At 35.2% G+C, this 21,104-nt stretch carries 18 protein-coding genes; 1 reads left to right on the top strand and 17 read right to left on the bottom strand.

Features of this window, described 5'->3' with window-relative positions; translation table 11 throughout:
• Window positions 1-14 precede the first annotated feature (14 nt).
• Window positions 15-950, bottom strand: a complete 936-nt coding sequence (locus tag Q0993_RS13265) for a DUF6427 family protein (RefSeq protein ID WP_299533726.1) — start codon at window positions 948-950, stop codon at window positions 15-17.
• 39 nt (window positions 951-989) lie between these two features.
• Between Q0993_RS13265 and Q0993_RS13260 the strand changes: the two genes are divergently transcribed.
• Window positions 990-1,211: a uracil phosphoribosyltransferase gene (locus Q0993_RS13260; protein ID WP_299533724.1), complete on the top strand. Its 222-nt coding sequence runs from the start codon at window positions 990-992 to the stop codon at window positions 1,209-1,211.
• On the opposite strand, the gene purD is transcribed toward Q0993_RS13260, so the two are convergent.
• The 16 genes from purD to Q0993_RS13180 form a co-directional block, all read right to left on the bottom strand.
• Window positions 1,206-2,477: a phosphoribosylamine--glycine ligase gene (gene purD / locus Q0993_RS13255; protein WP_299533721.1), complete on the bottom strand. Its 1,272-nt coding sequence runs from the start codon at window positions 2,475-2,477 to the stop codon at window positions 1,206-1,208. The two genes, Q0993_RS13260 and purD, sit on opposite strands and share 6 nt — an antisense overlap.
• 133 nt (window positions 2,478-2,610) lie before the next feature.
• On the bottom strand, window positions 2,611-3,879 hold the full coding sequence (locus Q0993_RS13250; RefSeq protein ID WP_299533718.1) for an O-antigen ligase family protein: 1,269 nt from the start codon (window positions 3,877-3,879) through the stop codon (window positions 2,611-2,613).
• 304 nt (window positions 3,880-4,183) lie between these two features.
• Complete coding sequence (locus tag Q0993_RS13245) at window positions 4,184-5,155, bottom strand: UDP-glucuronic acid decarboxylase family protein (RefSeq protein ID WP_299533716.1); 972 nt, start codon at window positions 5,153-5,155, stop codon at window positions 4,184-4,186.
• Between the two features lie 63 nt (window positions 5,156-5,218).
• The gene (locus Q0993_RS13240) at window positions 5,219-6,571 is read right to left on the bottom strand and encodes an exopolysaccharide biosynthesis polyprenyl glycosylphosphotransferase (protein WP_299533713.1); all 1,353 of its coding nucleotides are present in this window, start codon (window positions 6,569-6,571) and stop codon (window positions 5,219-5,221) included.
• Window positions 6,572-6,597: 26 nt separating this feature from the next.
• Window positions 6,598-7,338 (bottom strand): WecB/TagA/CpsF family glycosyltransferase, encoded by a 741-nt coding sequence (locus Q0993_RS13235; protein ID WP_299533711.1) that lies wholly within the window; start codon window positions 7,336-7,338, stop codon window positions 6,598-6,600.
• A gap of 85 nt (window positions 7,339-7,423) precedes the next feature.
• Window positions 7,424-8,716 (bottom strand): O-antigen ligase, encoded by a 1,293-nt coding sequence (locus tag Q0993_RS13230; protein ID WP_299533709.1) that lies wholly within the window; start codon window positions 8,714-8,716, stop codon window positions 7,424-7,426.
• A complete protein-coding gene (locus Q0993_RS13225; protein WP_299533707.1) occupies window positions 8,688-9,740 on the bottom strand; it encodes a glycosyltransferase in 1,053 nt (350 codons plus the stop codon). The genes Q0993_RS13230 and Q0993_RS13225 overlap by 29 nt, the downstream gene beginning before the upstream one ends.
• On the bottom strand, window positions 9,737-10,633 hold the full coding sequence (locus tag Q0993_RS13220) for a hypothetical protein (RefSeq protein ID WP_299533705.1): 897 nt from the start codon (window positions 10,631-10,633) through the stop codon (window positions 9,737-9,739). Before Q0993_RS13220 ends, Q0993_RS13225 begins: the two co-directional genes overlap by 4 nt.
• 277 nt (window positions 10,634-10,910) lie before the next feature.
• Window positions 10,911-12,005, bottom strand: coding sequence for a polysaccharide pyruvyl transferase family protein (locus Q0993_RS13215; protein WP_299533703.1), 1,095 nt, complete (start codon window positions 12,003-12,005; stop codon window positions 10,911-10,913).
• A gap of 641 nt (window positions 12,006-12,646) precedes the next feature.
• Entirely contained in the window at window positions 12,647-13,828 is a 1,182-nt protein-coding gene (locus Q0993_RS13210; RefSeq protein WP_299533700.1) for a hypothetical protein, read from the bottom strand.
• Window positions 13,829-14,045: 217 nt separating this feature from the next.
• Window positions 14,046-15,215 (bottom strand): MBOAT family protein, encoded by a 1,170-nt coding sequence (locus Q0993_RS13205; RefSeq protein ID WP_299533698.1) that lies wholly within the window; start codon window positions 15,213-15,215, stop codon window positions 14,046-14,048.
• A 298-nt stretch (window positions 15,216-15,513) separates the two neighbouring features.
• Complete coding sequence (locus Q0993_RS13200; protein WP_299533696.1) at window positions 15,514-16,647, bottom strand: FAD-binding protein; 1,134 nt, start codon at window positions 16,645-16,647, stop codon at window positions 15,514-15,516.
• Window positions 16,648-16,652: 5 nt separating this feature from the next.
• Window positions 16,653-17,972 carry a flippase gene (locus tag Q0993_RS13195; RefSeq protein ID WP_299533694.1) on the bottom strand — a complete coding sequence of 440 codons (1,320 nt, stop codon included), beginning with the start codon at window positions 17,970-17,972 and terminating at the stop codon, window positions 16,653-16,655.
• 215 nt (window positions 17,973-18,187) lie between these two features.
• Window positions 18,188-18,841 carry a methyltransferase domain-containing protein gene (locus Q0993_RS13190; RefSeq protein WP_299533692.1) on the bottom strand — a complete coding sequence of 218 codons (654 nt, stop codon included), beginning with the start codon at window positions 18,839-18,841 and terminating at the stop codon, window positions 18,188-18,190.
• A 310-nt stretch (window positions 18,842-19,151) separates the two neighbouring features.
• A complete protein-coding gene (rfbC, locus tag Q0993_RS13185; protein ID WP_299533690.1) occupies window positions 19,152-19,694 on the bottom strand; it encodes a dTDP-4-dehydrorhamnose 3,5-epimerase in 543 nt (180 codons plus the stop codon).
• A 399-nt stretch (window positions 19,695-20,093) separates the two neighbouring features.
• Entirely contained in the window at window positions 20,094-21,104 is a 1,011-nt protein-coding gene (locus Q0993_RS13180) for a hypothetical protein (RefSeq protein WP_299533689.1), read from the bottom strand.

The following is a 21,104-nucleotide window of genomic DNA, read 5'->3' as shown; positions in this document are numbered from 1 at the left end:
TCAAATATACCCCATTATAAGATCAAACTGATAAAAAAGACCATAATGGGTATAAATACGGAAAGCATAAGAATGATTTCCTTTATGTTCGGTCGTTTTATGGATTCCAAATAGTTGGTCATAAAAACTGCCGCAGGAAAGAAGGTCAAGATTACCGGATAGGTATTGTTGGAAGTGGTCAAAACCTTGAGAACAATACCAATGCCGAACGAGAGCGCTATAAGTCGTATGGTAATTACCTTGCCAAGCCCGGATTTTCCCAACTTTATAAAGGCCAACAATGCGGCCAAAGAGGTTACCAGAATATAAATGACCAACCTGGTGCTATTACTCCAATTAAAAAAATACTGTGAATTGAAATTAGGAGAAAACTCATAGTGCATAAGTAACAGATTTGGCTTTTCAATCAAGGCCAAAACACAATAGGCAATCGCAAAAACCGTAAAAATTCCGGCAAACGGAACCAGCCAATTCCGGATATTCTTGGGCTCATAGATGTATATTGCCGCTAAAACGAGAAACAAGTAAAGAATAGCCCAATTATAGAAAAGGCTAGAAACCATTATCCAGATCGTAGCATCAAAAATCTTTAATTTTATATTTTTTAGGGACTTAAGACTTATTATCCTTCGTGTTGCCAAAAGCAAAAAAAAGCTGCAAAATATAGCGCCACTGTCAGTCATTGTTTCAGGAAAAACCAAAAGTAACAGGGCATAAAATAACAAGGCATAGGAACTTGTAGCGGTAATCTTATTCCTGTGACATATGAAATTGACCACGAATAGGCTGAATAAAAGCACTCCCAAAACAAAAATTTTCCCGACCAATTCCTCTGGGGCGTATGCTCTTTTGAAAAGTAGAAAATGAGCCAACCAATAAAAAAGGAACAGAACACCAAAAACGATTAGGTAGTTTATAGGTTTTGTTTTTTCAAAAATGCTTGAAATCATTCCGACTTTTTATACTTTTGTGGTTAAATATACAGTAAGATGACTTCATTTTTCAGAGGGATAGAGACTTTGTTCGTTGATTACCTTTTTGCGCCTTATGATATTCTTCGTGAACTGGATAGTTGGTGGTTAGCGAATATTTTAAATTGGTTATTGTTCATTATTGGGGCCGTGGCATTTGTTTACTGGATGTTACAGTTGAAAAAGTTCAATGACAATAATGAGGAGGACAAGAGTATTACCTCCCACTCTTATTTATAAATCAAAACCAATATCCTTTCTGTAATTCATCTTATCGAAATCTATTTTTTCTATGCTTTTGTAAGATTTGGCCAATGCGTCCCGAAAGTTGGTTCCAAAAGAGGTAAATGCCATCACCCTACCTCCATTAGTGACTACATTACCATTCTCCAATTTTGTGCCGGCGTGGAAAATCAATGAATCGAAAACGTCTTCCAGACCAAAAATCGTGTGTCCCTTTTCATAGGCTTCAGGATAACCTCCAGAGACAGTCATAACTGTTGTGGCCGAGCGCTCATCTATTTGAAGATCTACCTTGTCCAAAGCCTGATCCGCAACCGCTTGAAAGACTTCTGCCAAATCGGTTTCGATTCTCGGAACGACCACTTCGGTCTCTGGATCTCCCATACGCACATTGTATTCAATAACATAGGGATCATTGCCTACTTTAATCAATCCTATGAAAATGAAACCCTTGTAAGGTAAACCATCTGTTCTAAGGCCTTCTACCGTAGGTTTAATGATTCTGGCATGTACCTTATCCATAAAATCCTTATTGGCGAAAGGGACCGGGGAAATAGCTCCCATTCCGCCGGTATTCAATCCTGTATCGCCTTCACCAATGCGTTTATAGTCCTTTGCCGTAGGGAGGACCTTGAAATTCTTCCCATCGGTCAAGACAAAAACACTTAACTCTATCCCTGTCAAAAATTCCTCTACGACCACTCTGCTGCTCGCTGCTCCAAACTTTGCCTCCTTTAACATGGAAGTGAGTTCTTGCTTCGCCTTCTCCAAATCACTCAAGATGACCACTCCCTTGCCGGCTGCCAAGCCATCAGCTTTTAAAACGTAAGGGGGAGGCATCGTTTCCAAAAAGGCCAATCCATTTTCGAGTTGTTCTACCGTAAAACTTTGATAGGCCGCGGTAGGGATATTATGGCGATGCATGAACTGCTTTGCGAATTCTTTGCTGCCTTCCAAATTTGCCGCTAATTTTTGGGGTCCTATAACCTGAATATCCCTCAGTTCCGGGTCATTAAGGAAAAAATCATGAACACCATTGACCAAAGGATCTTCAGGACCAACAACAACCATGTGTATTCCCTTGGACAATACGACTTCCTTAATGGCTTCAAAGTCATTTACACCAATCGGTATGTTTTTGGCCAAAGCAGCTGTTCCAGCATTTCCTGGAGCTACAAAAAGCTGGGATACTTTGGGGCTTTGTGCTAGCTTCCAGGTAAAGGTATGTTCGCGGCCTCCCGAGCCAAGAATCAAAATATTCATAAAACTCCAATATTGATATACGTGTCAAAAATAACCTATTCCCCCAATGTATAACCAATTCCCGCCCAGAAAAACAAGCTAACCAAAAACCTTCTTCATCTCGTTTTCAATCTTTCTTTGACTGGACAAAAATCTATAATTTTAGTGGAATGACCTTTTCGGTGTTCCTAATTACCCGCCCCCCCAAAATGCTCCTTTTCTTTAGTAGTAGGGGAACCACAATGGAAAAGAACACGATACCGTTGAAGCGTACCAACATGGATTCCGCCAACAGTGAAATAAAAAGAATCAAGAAAACTGAAAATTCATGGCGACCGCCTTTTAATCGCAATGCCAAAAGAACAAAGATTACCAATAAAACCGCAAAACCTGCAAAACCTGTCTGTAGGTAGGTCTGAAGGAATTGATTGTGAGCATTATATTGGTTTTGAAAGTTAAACCCATATCCCAACTCCTCGTATTTTTCCATTAAGGCATCATTGGCATCACCTGTACCATATCCAAGGATAGGGGCTTCCAGAATTAATTTTATGCTGGCGTCCCAAGATAATACTTTGGCTTTTCCCAAAACCCCGACTTCCTGGTCGGCAACTCCATTAAAATCCTTTACGAGTTCATAAAATCCGTACACTCTTGGATTGTTTAGAAATATGGTAACCCCCAAGATGAAAATAATAATACCGGTGTATTTCCTCTGTTTGTCATCTACATCAATAAGCAACAATATGGACATCAAACCCAATATTACGTAGGCTGCAATAGATGCCAACAAAAAGATATAGGCAAATAGTAGTAGTACTACTAAGAGACGGTTCCTAGAAACCAATTTATTTTTGAGATAATATCCCAGTACCAGCAGTATGTAAATGGAAATGTAATTAGGGTTAACCCATTTTGAAAACGCGGAACCCAAATAAAACGTATGCCATTCGTTAATTGCCAAATCGAAAATTGGAAATATTCCCATAGTAGAAGTATTCTCCAAAATGTGGGATACAAAACCCAGGGTTGCGTTAAAAAAGTTTATACAAAATGAAATCAGGAGCCCGGCAAGTAGGAAATCGAACAACCTTTTTACCGTTGCGGCATCCTCTTTAACAAACATGAAAATAACAGGAAACAACAATAAAGAAAGTGAACGTTGTATCAAATCTATACCATTGTGTAAATTCTCGGTGTACAAGAGCCCGGTACACATGAGCACGAAATACAATGGGAATAGGAGCATAGCAGGCTCAAAAACGAATTTTTCTCTATCCCTCACAACTATGCCCATCCCAAAGCCCATGGAAATAATAAAAAAGGGGGAGGGAAGATTAATTCCGCAAGGCATTAGGAAAAAAGCAACGAAGAGACTATTCCAAAAGGTCTTTATTACCCAATCACCTTCTGTATAGAACATATCAAAAAACTTAGAAATTCCTATTTTTTGCATCCTAATTATAACTTGATAATAAATGCCGCCTTCAATATTTTAACCCTCAATGAATAATTTGAAAATATTACAAATATTTACGGTTTTCAAACACTTAAATATAGGTTTGTTCTTCGGATATACTCAATCAGGTCATATCGATTACTTTTATGACTGAAACCAAAAAACATTTCGGTATATTTTGAAAGCCCTAAAGCTCTTTTTTCCATTATTTCGCGGCCGTTCACGATTGTCTTAAAGGCTGAAAAATGTTTCCCTAATTTGTTGCCTATTATAAAAAATTCCTATGTTCCCTCTTTTGTAGCTCATTGGGGTTTAGGGACTTAAAATAATCGTATACGATTTTTAAACCCTCCTCTCGCATTACTTTAGGCTCCCATCCCAATATCTCTTTGGCCTTGGTAATCTCAGGTTGTCTTTGTAGAGGGTCATCTTCAGGTAATGGCCTGTAGACAATTTTTTGATTGGTCCCGGTCAGTTTAATGATTTCCTCTGCAAACTCTTTAATCGTAACCTCATGAGGGTTTCCAATATTAATAGGGTCTACATAGTCGCTGAACAATAGTCGGTATATTCCTTCGACTTGATCGTCTATAAAACAAAAGGATCGCGTTTGGGAGCCATCCCCAAAAATCGTTAAATCTTCTCCGCGTAAAGCCTGACCCATAAAGGCAGGAACAACACGGCCATCATTTAAACGCATTCGAGGCCCGTAGGTATTGAAAATGCGCGCTATTCGTGTGTCCAGTCCATGAAAACGATGGTAGGCCATTGTAATCGACTCCATAAAACGCTTGGCTTCATCATATACTCCTCTTGGGCCCACCGGACTTACATTACCATAGTAGTCCTCATTTTGAGGATGAACCAAAGGATCTCCGTAAACTTCCGAGGTAGATGCCACCAAAATTGTGGCCTTCTTCTCCTTAGCCAAACCTAAAAGGTTTAATGCGCCCAAAGATCCAACTTTTAGTGTTTGGATAGGGATTTTCAAATAATCAATAGGGCTTGCTGGAGAGGCAAAATGGAGGATATAATCCAACTTGCCAGGAATGTGCACAAACTTTGTTACATCATGGTAATAAAACTCGAATTGTTTCAAAGGAAAAAGGTGTTCTATGTTTTTGCGATCTCCGGTTATGAGATTGTCCATGGCAATGACATAAAATCCTTCCTCTATAAAACGATCACAAAGGTGGGATCCCAAAAATCCAGCTCCGCCGGTTATTAGCACTTTTTTCATCAATTCATTTTTCAATTAGTGATTTTCAAACAAAATATACATCAAAGAAACATTTAAAAAGGGTCAATAGGCCTTCTCCTCCCCTGAAAAGGCGTTGATAATCGTCTGGACAATAATCTTTACATCCAAAAAGAACGACCAGTTCTCTACATAAAAGATATCGAACTTAATCCTGTTCTGAATATCACTGTCCTTTTCAATCTCGCCTCTATATCCCCTTACCTGGGCTAAACCCGTGATTCCTGGCTTTACAAAATGACGAAGCATATATTTATCTACTTTACTTGCATATTCATCTGTATGTTTCAACATATGGGGGCGAGGACCGACTACGGACATATTGCCGAAGAGTACATTATAGAACTGCGGTAGTTCGTCAATGCTCGTTCGACGTATAAACTTGCCTATTTTGGTTACCCGAGCATCGTTCTTCCCTGCCTGAACTGCATCCGCCCTATTATTCATAGTCATTGATCGAAACTTAAAGCATTGAAACTCTCTATTGTCAAAACCTGTTCGCCGTTGTATAAAAAAGATGGGGCCCTTAGATTCCAAACGGATCAATATGGCCAGAAGAGGGCCCAGCCATAATAAAATGCCGAATATCATAGTCAAGGAAAAACCTATGTCAAAAGCCCTTTTGAAAAATGCATTCAAGCTGTTATGCAACGGTATGTCCCTTAATGATAGTATAGGAAGGTAGTCATAGTATTCAAACTTCAACTTTTTTGAGAATATCTTCTTATTGTCAGGCAAAAATTTCAGCGTCTTAAGGTTATTATCCGCAAAATCAATGAATTCGGCAATTTCCGAATCCGTTAATTCTGAGACCGAGCAATATATTTCGTCAACATTGTTCTCCACAATATATACAAAGCAATTAGTGGTGTTAAATTTCGAGGATTCAGGACTGAATTGCATTACGAATTGATATCCAAATTCCGTTCTTTCATTAAAAACCTTAATCAACTGGTCTGTTTTTTTATTCTTCCCTATTACCACTACTCTCCTGATGTTGCCCTTAACTAATCGCCTATATTTCATTAATAGGATATAGTTCAGGAATTTTATGGAAAATACGGCTACAAAAGTGAAAACGAAGTATTGGCCCAAGGCAAGTCTGCTGATATTGGGTTGTTTAAAAAACCCTATAAACGCATAGAGGACAAGAAAAAAAAACACGAACTGTACAAAAAGCAACTTTAAGACATGAACAACTTTTGTGTATCTATGAACTTTATAAAATTCGTTGCGAAAAGAAATGACCGTCCACGCCAAGGAGACGTAGCCATGGAAAAGAATCGGAGATTGCAACTGAATGGGGAGGTAGTGGGCAAAAAGATTTATGACCAACAAATCTATCACATAAGAAATGGGAGTAATGAATCCGGAATATCTTCCTTGTTTAAAGAGCATAACAACCTCAAAAGATGTTAAAGATATTAACTTTTAAAACGTTCCTTGAGCACAAGCCAAATAAACTTTGTGTTGCCTATAAAATATCTTTTCCACATCCTTTTGGGTTCCTGTAAAAATCGATAAAACCATTCTAATCCAATTTTTTGCATCCAAAGAGGAGCTCTTTCTATTTTACCGGATACAACATCAAAACTTCCTCCCACACCCATAATAAAATTTACATTATGTAATATAGATCTATTTTCATATAAAAAGTTTTCTTTCTTAGGCGAGCTTATACCCACGAACAGCATGTTAGCTTTACTATCAGCAATTTCTTCCGCAATTATACGTTCTTCTCTCTTTTCAAAATAACCATTTCGATAACCTGCTATAATGTTTGGGGAGTACTTTTTTGAGTATATACCCAATACTTTTTTTATTACCCCTTCCCTGGCTCCAAGAAAATATATCTTATATTGATTGGCATACGCAAGATTCACAAGGTTTTCCATCAAGTCAATGCCAGCTACCCTTTCTTTTAGGGGCTTACCTAAAAAAATTGAAGCCCAAACAACAGCTTGCCCATCAGCATTTATTAAATCTGCTTCATTTACACTTTGACGTAGAACTAAATCAGATTGCATCGCAACTATTTTCGCAGCATTGACTACGACATGGTGAATCTGCTTTTCTGTGGTAATAGCATTTTCTATTGCTCCGATAGTTTCTGACATTGTCAAGTTGTCCACGGCGACTTTAAGGAAAAAAATTCTATGCTTCACATTAAATTAGCTTGAAAGAGTTGTTTCCGAATGTAGTTTCCGATTAAAAAAGGAGCAAATTGAGTTTGAAAATCTGTCAAGAGTGTTAAAAGTTATCATGGATTTTTTTATCTACAGAGGAGGTATTGGACTCTTTTGCAACAATCATTCCAATGGCGAATCCCAAAACTACGGAGCCAACATGTCTGTTCAAAACAGATTCCGTGGACATTGATAATATAATTACAATATAAAAAAATAATGTCCACTTTCTCTTAAAGGCCAGAATACCTAAAATCACGATACAGATAAGAAAACTTAAGAATCCAAAGACTCCAAACTTAACCGCTTCTTCTATGTATTGATTATGGACATTAACTTTAGCTTGATAAATCCAAGACTTTTCATGCCTATACTTTAGCATTTCATCCACGGCATCACCCGTTCCCGCGCCAAACCAAAAATTGTTATGAAATGCTTTTAGACCGGATTCCCAGTTCCTCCTTCTTGTCAAATCACCAAACTTGTTTAAGTTGTTAAATCGACCAATAATATTGTCCTTGTTTTCAATTTGAAACAGGTCAATAGTTTTGTTCAAAATAGTGTTGTAATTGAACAAAGTATAACCCATAAGCACTGCAAGGGTTAGCATCATGGAAAAAAAAGCCTTCAAGGATAATAATCGGAACAATAAATGCAATACAATAGTGGATGCCAATATTAAAAATATCAAAAGAGCCATCTTACTAGCTATTAACCATAGATTTACCAATAACAACATTATAACGGCATAAAACAGGGCTCTGCGTTTTATCACCTTTTTTTGCCTGAGGTAGTATGCCATTACTAACCCTAAGTTGATATATATACCGAAATAAGGTGGATGTATTGGATATAACATCAACTTTTCATATTCAAATCTTATGTAGTGGTTAAAGAAATCACTTAATGAGCCATTCGATACTATTATTTGATGGATTGCGTTGATGTTAACGAATAGACAACTCATTAGAACCCCGAAAAGAAATAATTTCATTATGTTTTGAAAATCCAACATTTTTGCATTTGGAACAAGAATTAGTAGAACTACAAAGAACCCTATTCTTATTCTTATTATTGAAATACCCTCGTACAAGTTTTCGGTATAAAGCAAACCAATTAGATGAAAAAGAAAATACAGTAATGTGATTATTATGAACAAACGAATTTTAGCACTTTCTTTCACCGTAGTCCAACCTATCAAATATTTATGATGCAGAAGAGTAAAAACAAGTGTTATTGCAAGAAGTAGACTGTTAAATGCTGGTGATAAAAGCAATGATATAGGGATTAAACCAATAAGTATATTAATTAAGCCTTTATACCCTTTTTTAGATAACAGCATCGTATATCTGTTCATGTTTTTTTATCATAGACTCCAGACCGAAACGCAACTCAAATTCTTTGCGCTTTTTTTTACATAGTTTTACCAAGGCATGCCAATTATTAACGGTGTAATTTAATGCTCTATTTAACGATTCTGGATCTCCTGTATGGAAAAAACACTGCTCTGGAAGAAAATATAGTATTTCTCTCAAAGCAGGAATGTCGTTTGCAATTATTGGAATGCCGCGGATGGAAGCTTCAACTCCCACTAAACAAAAACCTTCGTACATGGATGGTATAACAAGTATGTCATACTGACTTAATTTTTCCCATGGCTTGTTCTGAAAACCAAAAAAACTAATCTCACACGAGTAACTCGTGGTTTTTGATACCCGTTCAATGCACTTGTCCATTAAGTCCCCCCCACCGATAACATCTAAATAAAGTTTGTTGAGATGTAACCCATCGATGGCAAACAAGTCATTTATTAATTCATAAATACCCTTCTCACTACTCAACCTCCCAATATATACTAATTTTGGGCACTTTATGTTATCTTGGTTCTTTGAATAGGACTGTATTGGTTTGTCAATGCCGTTAAAGATAATCTGACTAGAAATATTGAACTTGTCAAGATATCTTTTTACTGTTTCCGATATGCTTATTGATATGTCCGCTTTAAGATAACCCATTAACTTATTTTTTTTCAAATAAGTACTATGATAAGTATGAATATGTGTGTCCATTTTCCTTAAAAAAAAGCCAAAAACAATATCCTTTCTGGCATGTGTATGCAAGATGATTTTTTTTGAGGTTTTTCTTGCCTGAAACAACAATTTAATCACACCAAAAAACCCAAAATTTTTGCGGTTTATAAAAGAAATATCCTTTTCATTGGACAATAAATTGGAATAGTGTCCCGGTCTTGCTATTAAAACTTTTCTTAAGTCTTTAATGTCTATTCCCTTTAGAATCTCATATACTATTTTTTGGCATCCACCGTGATGCATATGATTAACAATGTGGAAAAGTGCTACATCTTTATTCTCCGGAATCATATTCGCTCAGGTTTACTTTTTATGATACTTTCCCTTACATAAAAATAATAGGGCATGTACATCCAAAATTTAAAGATTGGATATAATAAAAATGCTGCCACAAACAATAGAAGTGCACCACGCAAATGAAAATCTTCGCGATTGCCTTTGAACCAAATAGTCAAAAAATCTAGAAAGAAGACCAGAGTCCCCACTAGTCCGAGTTCAAATAAGAAAACGTGCAACTCACTACTGTCCCTAAACTTGGGGTCTGCTTCAAATCTTAATACGCTTAATTTGTTTTCAATCCCCAAAGTACCCCAAGAACCAAGCCCTTCTCCAAACATCCATTTCCAATTACCTTGCTCATTTAAGTAGTCTACCACCTTTTGGAAAGGTCTTACCCTTGAACCATAATTAAAAAGTTCAATACCAGATTTCCCTTTTTTTATTGAGGCCCTTCCCTCCAAAATATAGTTAATGGTAAGCGCACCTATAATCAATAAAAAAAATGCTATAACAAAATTTTTCTTCAAATACTTGTATCCGTAAACCGCCAGGAGTATAATCAATGTGCCAAAAGTTCCATTCAACAACATTACAAGAATTGTTACTATAAAAAGAGTTAGGTGCTTTTTGATAAATGCACTCAAGTTTTTTCCTATTAGTAAAAAAGTGTTAAAAGAAATGGCAATAGCATACCAATTTGGTTCTATAAAAAACCCGCGAAGCCTAATGGCCACAGAACTTACCTTACTGTAGTGGTCGGTATCTAAAAAATTAATCTGGTGATCAAAAAACAAAAACACAAAAAACTGGATTAATCCAGTAATAATCAAAATAATCTGAAATTGTTTAAAGACAGTTTCATTGATAAGATGAAAATTCTTCTTTACAAAAAAAAATACGTTCATTGCCAAAAAGAAATATACCAGAATAAAAAGACTTGTGAAACCAACTTTTATGGCGCCGCTAAAAAAAATGTAAATGCCAAAAATCAAAAGCCAAATATTAGCGGTTTTTAAACGAATCACAGCGCTTTTCCCCCTGAAAAGAAAGTAATACGTGTTTAATAAAAATATTAGTAGTATTCCTATATGAATTCGTATCCCGACATTTATTTTTAATAAGGAGTCAAATGCAAAACTCAAATAAACGAGCCTTATAAGAGTTTGATAGCCGAATATATAATTAATTTTCAATGGCACTTATAAGCATTTTTTGGCTTTTCGAAATTAATGAGGAATATTTATAGTTGATATCCTTGTAATCTATAGACAGTAGATGCATCTCTCTAATGTCGGATACTTCATAAATAAATCTGCCTTTTAAATCAAGATTCTCAAGAAGTGTCAATTGTCGTCGATTTAACTTTTTCTTTGTTTCTCTTGAGAAAACTGTAAAATTTCTCTTGAATATAAGCGAGTAAGCCGTGCCGTGGAATGAATTTGTACAAACCACACTGGCCCTTGAAAAAACCGCCAACCATTTTGAAGGCGACTCAATCAGGTAATTTTTGTCTGCCCAGTCAATTCTGTGATGCCCGAGATTTATCAAGGGCAATTGTACCCTTTCTTGAATTTCTTTTATATATAACCTAACGGAAGGGCTGTCTTCGGTAAGATATGAAATCATATAAGGCTGTTCAGGCACAAGAGTAAAATCCAGAATCTCGTTGTAGTCTTGAATCAAAAGTGAAGGATCAACAACTATTTCACTTTTAATCTCATCATTGGTAATTAAACCGAGTTCTTTTTTTCCAAAGTCTTCTCTCATTAAGATTTTTGAAAATCTATTTAGAATAGTTTTAATTTTATTGGTATCGTCGTTTTTGAAAGGAGTATTTCCTATACTGGCCGCATAAGCAATTCTTTTTTGATTTTTTGACGACAAAAAGTCCAAAAAATACCCTCTATCTATTTTGCCTCCTGTTATTTGGGTATTCCAAATTTGATCACTTCCACAAATAAAAACGCCCTCAACATTCTTAAACCCTTTTTCAAGCATCCTAATGTCAAAAAACACCTTAGTTGTCAGGGGTAAAAAGTTTTTTCTGAAGCGATGAAAACGAATATTCTTCCTTACCTTCTGTAGACTTTTCAATAAGCCCTTGGCTGGGCGGTAGGTTCGATACATGAAATATACCGGGCGGTAATCAATAATTTTCGTTCTGTAGTTATTCTCCTTTAGGAACCTGCTTAATGCATAGGCTTGGAGTACGGCACCATAGTTAAGGACATGATGAAAGGTGATTATGTATATTGTTTTGGGTTGGTTCTGCTTCATTTAGTTCTAGAAAATACGTTGATTTTTTTTATGGGAACAAAAACCCTCTTTATCCCCAAATTAGATAATACCGATATCTTTATCTTTCCTTTGGCAATACCCCTAGAATGACTTTTCAAAGCTTCTTTACGGACGTTTTGACATTCACAAAATATGCTGACAAAAAGCGTGAAATTGACCTAATGTAATGAATTAAATATGTCATAAAAACCTGAATAATTTCACAATGGACAAAGAGTAATGACTATACCAACGTTCCTTATCCTCCCAATTGATTTATTATGGCTTGAACTTTTAATGTTTGAACATATCGATAATCCACCTCTTATGAAACTTCTCCTCCGCATTTTTCCCATCGTTTAAAACGCCCCATTCTAGCAAGCCAAAGATATCATAAAATAGTTTCGGCCCCATTAAAAAACCGTTCTTAAAAAATTCTCTTATAGATAATAGCATTTTTGTATTTATGCAGGATGACCTGCTGTTGCCATGCCATTGACAAACAACTTTGTGAGCCAGTAAGTTTAAAAAATCTCTATGGTGACTTCATTTTCACCCCCACACAATATTTACTTGTAGGCTTATAACGATACCATAATTAAGTACGTATTAAAAGGTAGGGCGCAAGCCTTTTTCACCATTCAATTTAAGATATTAACCTCATTCATTGGTAAGATAAATTTCTGAGACGAAAATGATTTTTCAATAAACCTTATTTCAATTCTATCTATGTTACTAGGCTTTAATTTTGACCAGCTATTTAGTTTCCCCACATAGCCTTCACTAATTTTTATATAATTCTTAAGTTTCCTGTAAGCATTATCAGATTTCCATTTGTGCTTTTTGGACTTTTCCTCCAGTAAATGTTCAAAACCCTTTTTGGGAAATATACTTATGACCGTACTAACCTCATCATAGCCGACCGGAATAGAGTCCATTATTATCCTAATATCCGTTTTGTAATCATCTCCTACTAATAATCGCACGTCCCTTACGGTAACTGTTTTCCTTGTATTCCCTATTTTAAAAACATGAAAAGGTTCTTGTTCTATATTTGAACCCACAAAGTTGTAATTCCTCTCTAAGAACCTGGAAAAGTAAGAAGTAATTTTGGCTGCACCAGATTGAGTTACATGCACAGGATCGTAAAAGTCCTCAAACCTAAGGTCAAGGTCTGTTTTGGCTTCAATTGTGTTCAATTCTAAAATGCTTACATTTTTATAATTCCTAATCAATTTTTTAATGGATTCTATGGTCAATATATTTTCTGAACTGGCATCGATTTTAACATTATTTACCAGTAGAAATTCAATTTTTGGTTTCTTTTCAGCTAAAGTTAGTAGTTCTTCTAGTTTTTCTAAAGTTACCTCATCAATCCTGTTATACTTTGTTCTTCTAATGCTGGGCAACGTTTTATAAAATGTTTCGAACATCTCCTTATACTTCTCTAAACTCTTTTCATTTTGTTGTCTTTTTGGTTCAAAACCTAAAACCCTTCCTGATATAACACTCTTTTTTTGCTCATAATATTGTAATTTCTGTTCAACTGTAAGGTTATAGAGATTTCTAGTGGTCGAAGAAAGCCCTTGAAGCCATAATTCATACCTATTGCTAGGTATTATATCATTCAACAACACAAGTTTATCCATTGACAGATTATAATTAGATAAAGCCTTATTGTTAAAGTACCAGGATTTATCAGAGTCTGGTTTTGTAATTGTTGTGCTCGATATATCGATAACAATCAATTTGGGTTTTTGGGTTTCAAGTGCCCTTTTAAGAATAAAAGGCTCAAGACAAAACCTTCTTGCCGAAGTTCCCAAATGTATCGAACTTAATCCCGTTAAGCTTTTTAATAATAGTGGGTCATAGGCGGTATACAAGTAAGAATTACTAAGGAACAGGACATCAAAATTTTTGCTTTCAATAGATTGCAAGTTGACCTTAAGTACTTCATCCCAACTGGGTTTTACAAACCGCGGAACCAACAAATTCGATAGGATGCTAACCACAATCGTAAACAGAACAATATTGAGTACTTTAAAATTGAAAATATATAAAATTTGCTTGTTCATTACTATAATAACCAAAAATCAGCAAAAAGAAAACAATAAAAAGATAAACGATCCATCTGAACACTAAATTCTGCTGATACAGCCAACTCTTAAAATTCAATTTTGTATTCAAAAACTCTGCAACGAACAGAAATGGAACACTAATCAGTAAGGTTGTAATTTCTTGTTTCCCCAATCCATATTCGTAAATCTTATTGTCAAAAAAGTTTTGGATTTTAAGATGTTCAAGGTTTGATAATAACTCAATTGCTCCAGAGAACGTTTCGGCCCTAAAAAAGACCCATGCAATAGTAACAATTGTAAAAGTTACCAAAACTCTGTACAACTTAAAGGAAAACTTTTCTATACTCCATCTCAATTCTTCATATAGTCTTAGCTGGCTTTTATGATAGATCTTTTCTACAATTATTAGTAAGCCATGTATTCCACCCCAAATTATGAAGGTAGAAGAAGCCCCATGCCATAATCCACTAATCAGAAAAACAATAAATAAATTAATTAACATTCTTGGTTTCCCTTTTTTGTTTCCGCCAAGAGGAATATATAAGTAATCCCTAAACCAAGTGGATAACGAAATGTGCCACCTTCTCCAAAATTCAGTGATGGATTTGGCCAAGTAAGGGTTATCAAAATTCTTTTTAAGATCAAAGCCCATTATTTTGGCAATTCCAATTGCGATATCGGTGTAAGCAGAAAAATCGCAATAAATCTGGACAGAAAAAGACAACATAGCGATTAAGGATCCGAATCCATCATCTTCTACTGGGTTATTGTATATGTGGTCCACCAATACTGCTATTCTGTCGGCAATAACAACCTTTTTAAAAAAACCCCATGAAACCAACAAAATTCCATTCCTAAACCTTTGATAATCAAAGCGCAAATTCTTATTAAATTGAGGAAGTAAATTAGTCGTCCGTTCAATTGGCCCGGCAACTAATTGTGGGAAAAAAGAAACAAACAGCGCATATTTGCCAAAATGCTTTGTGGGTTCAATATCATTTCGGAAAACATCTACCGTATAGCTTAAAGCCTGAAAAGTATAGAACGAAATTCCAACAGGTAAAAGTATATCCAATCTTGGAAAACCTTTCTGTATTCCAAAACCACTTCCCAAATCCGAAAGTAGTTCCATTACAAAATTCGAATATTTGAAAAACCCTAGAATAAACAGGTTAGAAAAGAAACTTAAAAATACCCATAACCTTCTTTTGCGAATCGAATTGGACCTTACAATCAACAGGCTTGTAGTAAATGTAATTACAGTAGAACTAAATATCAATAACGCATATTTAGGATTCCAGCTCATGTAGAAGTAATAGCTTGAAACAAGAAGCCATAACCATTGTATCCTCTTAGGTAATAGAAATAAAACTATAACAACAACTGGGAAAAAGAGTAAAAATTCAATTGAATTAAATAACATATTCCTTTTAAATGACCACTACCTCACGCTCTAACGATATTTGAAACTTTTCTTGTACTTTTTCCAATATCTTTTGAGAATAGTCGAAGATTTCCCGCCCGCTGGCGTTAGCTTTATTTACAATTATTAAAGTCTGATCTTTGTATAGTCCAACCTTATGATAGCCTTTAGGGAGTTCTATATTTTTAATCAACCAACCTGCGGATATTTTTACATTTTTAGTATCATAAGGATAAATGACTGCGCCGGCAAACTCCCTTTTAATTTTATTGGCTTTTTCCATACATACTATTGGATTCTTAAAAAAACTACCAACATTCCCGATTTGTTTTGGACTTGGGATTTTAGAGTTTCTTTTGTTAATAATCGTTTGCCTGACTTTCTTTAGGGAAATGAACCCAAGGTTTTCCATTAGATTTCTCAAGATTCTATAATCAATCCCTATGCTCTTTTTCTTTCTGTTGAATTTCAGTGTTCTTAGTGCACCTATTAAGTCCAATACGATGTTGGTATAATGCTTAAGACGTTTTTTTAAAATGTTCCCTCTATACCCCATTAGTTTTCTTCGGTGTGGAGGAATCTTATTCAGTTTAAAGTCTACATAAGTAATGAGCATATGCTCATGTGTTTTTCTTTTGAAGATACTATCCCTATACCTAAAGCAACATTCATCATTAGTAAGATAAACTCTTTCTGATTTTCCAAAATCAAAGGCACAGACACCAACAATAACCTCCTCTACTTCAGTTCCATATGCTCCAATGTTCTGGACCGGGGCAGCGCCTACATTTCCTGGTATCAAGGACAGGTTTTCAATGCCATAAAGCGATCTTTCAACACAATAAGCTACAAACTTGTCCCACTCAAGTCCAGAACCTACTCTTAGAGTGACTGTTCGGTCATTTTCTTCAATAACCTCGATGTTTTCTATTTTTGAATGCAATACAAGTCCCTTAAAATCTTGTGTAAACAAAACGTTACTCCCTCCTCCCAAAATAAAAAATGGTTTTGAGCTGTCAGACCTCTTTTCTACAAATTCTTCCAGCTCGCCAATATTGACGAAACTGAAAAATTCAGATGCTTTAACATCTATTCCAAAGGTGTTATACTTTTTGAGTGAATAATTCTCAAATAAATCCATTCCTTTTATTTTGTAATTCGATTTGATAAGTCTTTCGCGATAGTTAGCCAACCAAACATTAAGCTTTTAGTCTGTATCCAAAAAATATCCCTATATCTTTTCATGAAAAAATGAAGTAGGTAAGAAGACAGAATAAAAGCTATTATAGAGGCCCATACTGCTCCTACCATACCAAATTGGATAATCAAAATATAATTAAGCAATATATTGACAGCGCCAGAAATTATACTCTTGATATAGGCAATTTGATGTGTGTTTTCAACAATCATTATCTGACCGGCAACCGCTCCCATTGCAACCAAAAATCCTTTATATGCAAAAATTTTCATGATGCCTATTGCTGGCTGATATTCAGGCCCATAAATTAATTTGATAATGATGTCAGAAGTCAACATTATCAAAAAAGAAACTAACAAACTCCCCCATATTAAGTAATCGGAGAATTTCTGTTTAAACGCTAAATAATCTTCATCATGTCTTGCTTTCTTCTCGACCAAAGTAGGTGCCAAAGATTCAGACAATATAATTGGCACAAAAACAATAGCACTAACTAGGGATACAGCTGCCGAATACTGACCCACTGCAAAATCATCGATAAAATTCCTAATCATAACTTGATCTACCCTTTGAATCAAAACTACCGCAAACCCAGATAATACCAATGGAGAAGAATCTTTAATAAGCTTCCATTTTAATCTATTGTTTATAGACCATTTAAACACATTTCCATGCTTGTTTTGGTAGATGAAAACTAATAACACCGAGAAAATTAAAAAATCAATCGTTCTTAGAACGACAAAGGCTGTCACAGAAGAATTAAAATATACAAGTATAACCGCCAGGATCAGAACCAACAGGGCAGTTATGCTTTCGGCTCTTATAATGAATTTGTTATTGTAGGACGAAATAAAAAAAGCTCTTAAAAACCTAAAGCATTGAAAGAAATAACTTAGTCCGTAAATGAGAATAAAACATTTTACAATAAAGTCATCTTCTATCAATAAGACTATAATTGTTAATACCGAATAGCCTACAAAGGCAAAAAAAACGCATATAAGTAAAGAAGTACCTAACAAATCTTGTTTACTTGCTTTCTTCTCGCTGAACTCCCGAACTAGGATATTCTGCAGTCTGAATTCGGCCAACACAGAAAATAATGAGACAAAACTCACTACATAACTCAAAAGTCCAAAGTCTTCCGGACCTAAAAAGCGAGCTACTACAATACTTAATAATGATAATTTTGCACCAGCAAAGAACTTTGCTAAAACGCCCCAAACAAGATTAAACGCCTTCTCTTTTATTTTCCTTTTTGTTCCCTTCAAATCTTACTAGAGAATTTTATCATAAAACAGGACTGATCCAATTTAAATCTATAATTTCTTGTCGTTTAGAAAAGAATCTCTTTAAAAATAAAAGTTGTAATCTATCATCTATTTTTATGTAAGTTCGGATATTTCCGTTTAACACTCATATTTTGTAGAGAGCCATCCGATGCGCACGACAATTGAATAGAGAAAATGTCCGGCAGTTTTCTAAATCATTCTATTTTATACATGATAATAGACTTGTTTAGTCCCATAAATTTTTCGAGATAGGTCTTTCCGTCTGGAAATAGTTCCTTCATTTGTTTAATGGTCAATAATCTAATTTCCTCTACTTTTTGAAATGCTGTATTTTTGTCATTATAGCCACTATGAAATAACAAAAGCAATTGAGTTCTTACTTTCTTGGGAAAATATTGAATCAAAGGCATTACATAATGAGGTTCAATAGGAAACCAGAAATTTGGAGTTTGTATGAAATAACTCTTCCCCACCCTCCTGACTTCTTTAGCCATTTTAAGTTGATTTTCCCAAGTAAATAAATGCTCAATTACGGAGTTAGAAAAAACCAAATCAAAAAAACCATTTTCATATTCACTAAGATTTGTCGCGGTACCTTTTAATGAAACGAAATTTGGCTTTGTAACCTTTTGGTGGGTTAAGTTTAAAAGGTAAATTTCTATTCCCTGAGTTTCCATATCCACATGTTCCAAAAAATCTATCATTTCCCAATACTTTTCAGTTCCGCCCACATCCAAAATTTTTAGAGGCCTATTTAACTTGTCAAGTTGCTCCAAAAAGAACTTAAATCTTGCTTTTCTTGCCTTAAGCGCAAACGACTTAGGGTCATCGTAATCAATCTTTTTCATATGGTGTTTACATGTTTTGTTAATGTTAGGGATGAAATTAAACCAGTTTAGTGCATTGGGCATCTAGATTATCTGACTAATGGTAAACTTGCTTTTACCATTTTTCTTAAAATATAAAATACATCTCCTTTCATAAGTCAAAGATATCACAAAATGATTTTGGCATTGCCAAAAATTAAGTTGACCTTTTGACTATTGCTTTGTCCAATTTTTTTCTTAAAACTAGGGGTAATGGCTGGGTAATCGGCAGCCATTTCCTGAAGGGTAATTCCCAGTTCTCCATCAGCAATGGTCACCAATGTTTAAACAATTACTGCAGTGATCTAAAGCTTGGAAGGTTTTTATCCTTTTCTGATAGGATAATATCGTCTTTAGGATATTCCCAGTCTATCCCCAAAACAGAATCGTTAAAAGCTATTCCTTTCTCTGCCTTGGGAGTGTAATAGCGATCACATTTGTAAGCGAAGATTACATCATCCGACAGCGCTAAAAAACCATGGGCCATACCTTTTGGTATAAAAACGGAGCGGTTTTCTTCTTCTATCATCTTCAACTTTACATGTTCACCATAAGTCGGGCTTTCCTTTCTCAAATCAACAATTACATCCAATATCTCTCCTTTTACTACCCGAATCAATTTTGCTTGGGCAAATTCTCCTGCCTGGAAATGAAGGCCTCTGAGCACACCTTTTTTGGAAAATGATAAATTGTCCTGAACAAAATCTATGTCCAATCCGGTGGTCTCCAAAAAACGGTCTTTATGGTACGATTCCAAAAAAGCACCCCTGTAATCTATAAATGTTTTTGGTTTCACTATAAAGCAACCGTCCAATTTTGTGCGAATAATTTTCACCTTTTTTTTATTAAAATTGCACTAAATATTTACATTTCCCATACTTTAAAAAGGGTTGGCCGACAAACGTAATTGTTTTTTCGCAATACAACCAAGTTTATAGGTTACTTCCGATGGCTTGCATTTTCAAACCTTGTCTTACCTCTATATTACCTCTTCGCATTGTGGTCCTGTCGCCAAGGAGGTAAAGGCTCCCTTTTCCAAGTGAGCAGTTCCTCAACCGAAAGTTCCAGCCTTTAACTCTCATCAGTTCCGATAAACTTAATGTATTTCTGTTTACCTCTTTTACAAGGTTGTAATTCCCTTTGGTGATTTTTACTACTTTATTGTTGAAAAGTAGATGCCAATAAAACCTGTACCCATGGTAACCAAAACGAAATATCCATAATTTTAGTGATATCAGGGTTTGTCTATTTCAGTGGATTTTTTGTTCAAATACTTTACTATGGACCATAAAAAGAATGTGGTGATTAAAATAGTAGGAAGCAACACAATGTTCTTGCCAAAGAAAGCCTTTTGGACTTGTTGTGGTTTTCCAAAATTAATAATGCTTATTACGTTTGTCTGCTCCCAAAGTTCAAGTTTTTTTCGTTCGGTATCCCTTATTAAACTATTTTTTAATTCAAAAAGACCTTTCATATCAAGACTCTCTTCACTATCCAGTACTATTCTGCCTTTTTCAACGGAATTCTCTTTTTCTCCTATTTTTTCTGAATAATTGGTGATTAAATCATCCAATTGGCGTATTACGGCTTCATTCTTTTCTATCCGCTCCTTGGCATTTTCCTGATAAATATGGATTAACTCTTCAAAATAAGGGTTAGAATTAATGTAATCCATTAGCTTTTTTGCACATTCCTGCCCGTAGACTGGATCTTTATAGAAAAAACTTATCCGATGATTGAGAGAACTATTGTTCATGATTTCATCACGTATTACTTCTGAGATAATGGACGTATTTTGAAAATTCTGTAAGGTTTCCAAATACTTCATCTGATCCTCTAAATTTTTGCCTTTCAGGTCTCCTTCTAAAGGACCTATTTCGATTTTGAACTCCTTCAACCGGTCAATAGGTATGCCCATTGGTTGAAAAAACGAGGTGTCTTTGGCTTTAATATTGGATTCGATTTCTTCAACAACGCTATATAGGTAATTCTTACTTTCAAGATTGGGCTTAACGATTATTTCGGTCTTCATTTTTTTAGTTACTATTTGATTTAGACCAAAACCGGCTCCTGCTCCCAAAACTGCTAAACCGATTAAAACAAAGGCGTTATTTTTGAGATATATAAACAGCCTAAGGAAACCCCTAAAGATTCTGCTAAAACCTTTTTGAATCATTTGGAACAATTGCCCCAAATCTATTTCGTCAGAGGAGTTTTGATTATTTTGTGGTTGTTTGTCTGCCAT

This window comes from Ulvibacterium sp. (assembly GCF_028285715.1).
In the GTDB taxonomy this organism is placed as follows: domain Bacteria; phylum Bacteroidota; class Bacteroidia; order Flavobacteriales; family Flavobacteriaceae; genus Ulvibacterium.
Note: the sequence above shows the minus strand (reverse complement) of the source record. Positions and strands in the feature narration are given on the sequence as shown.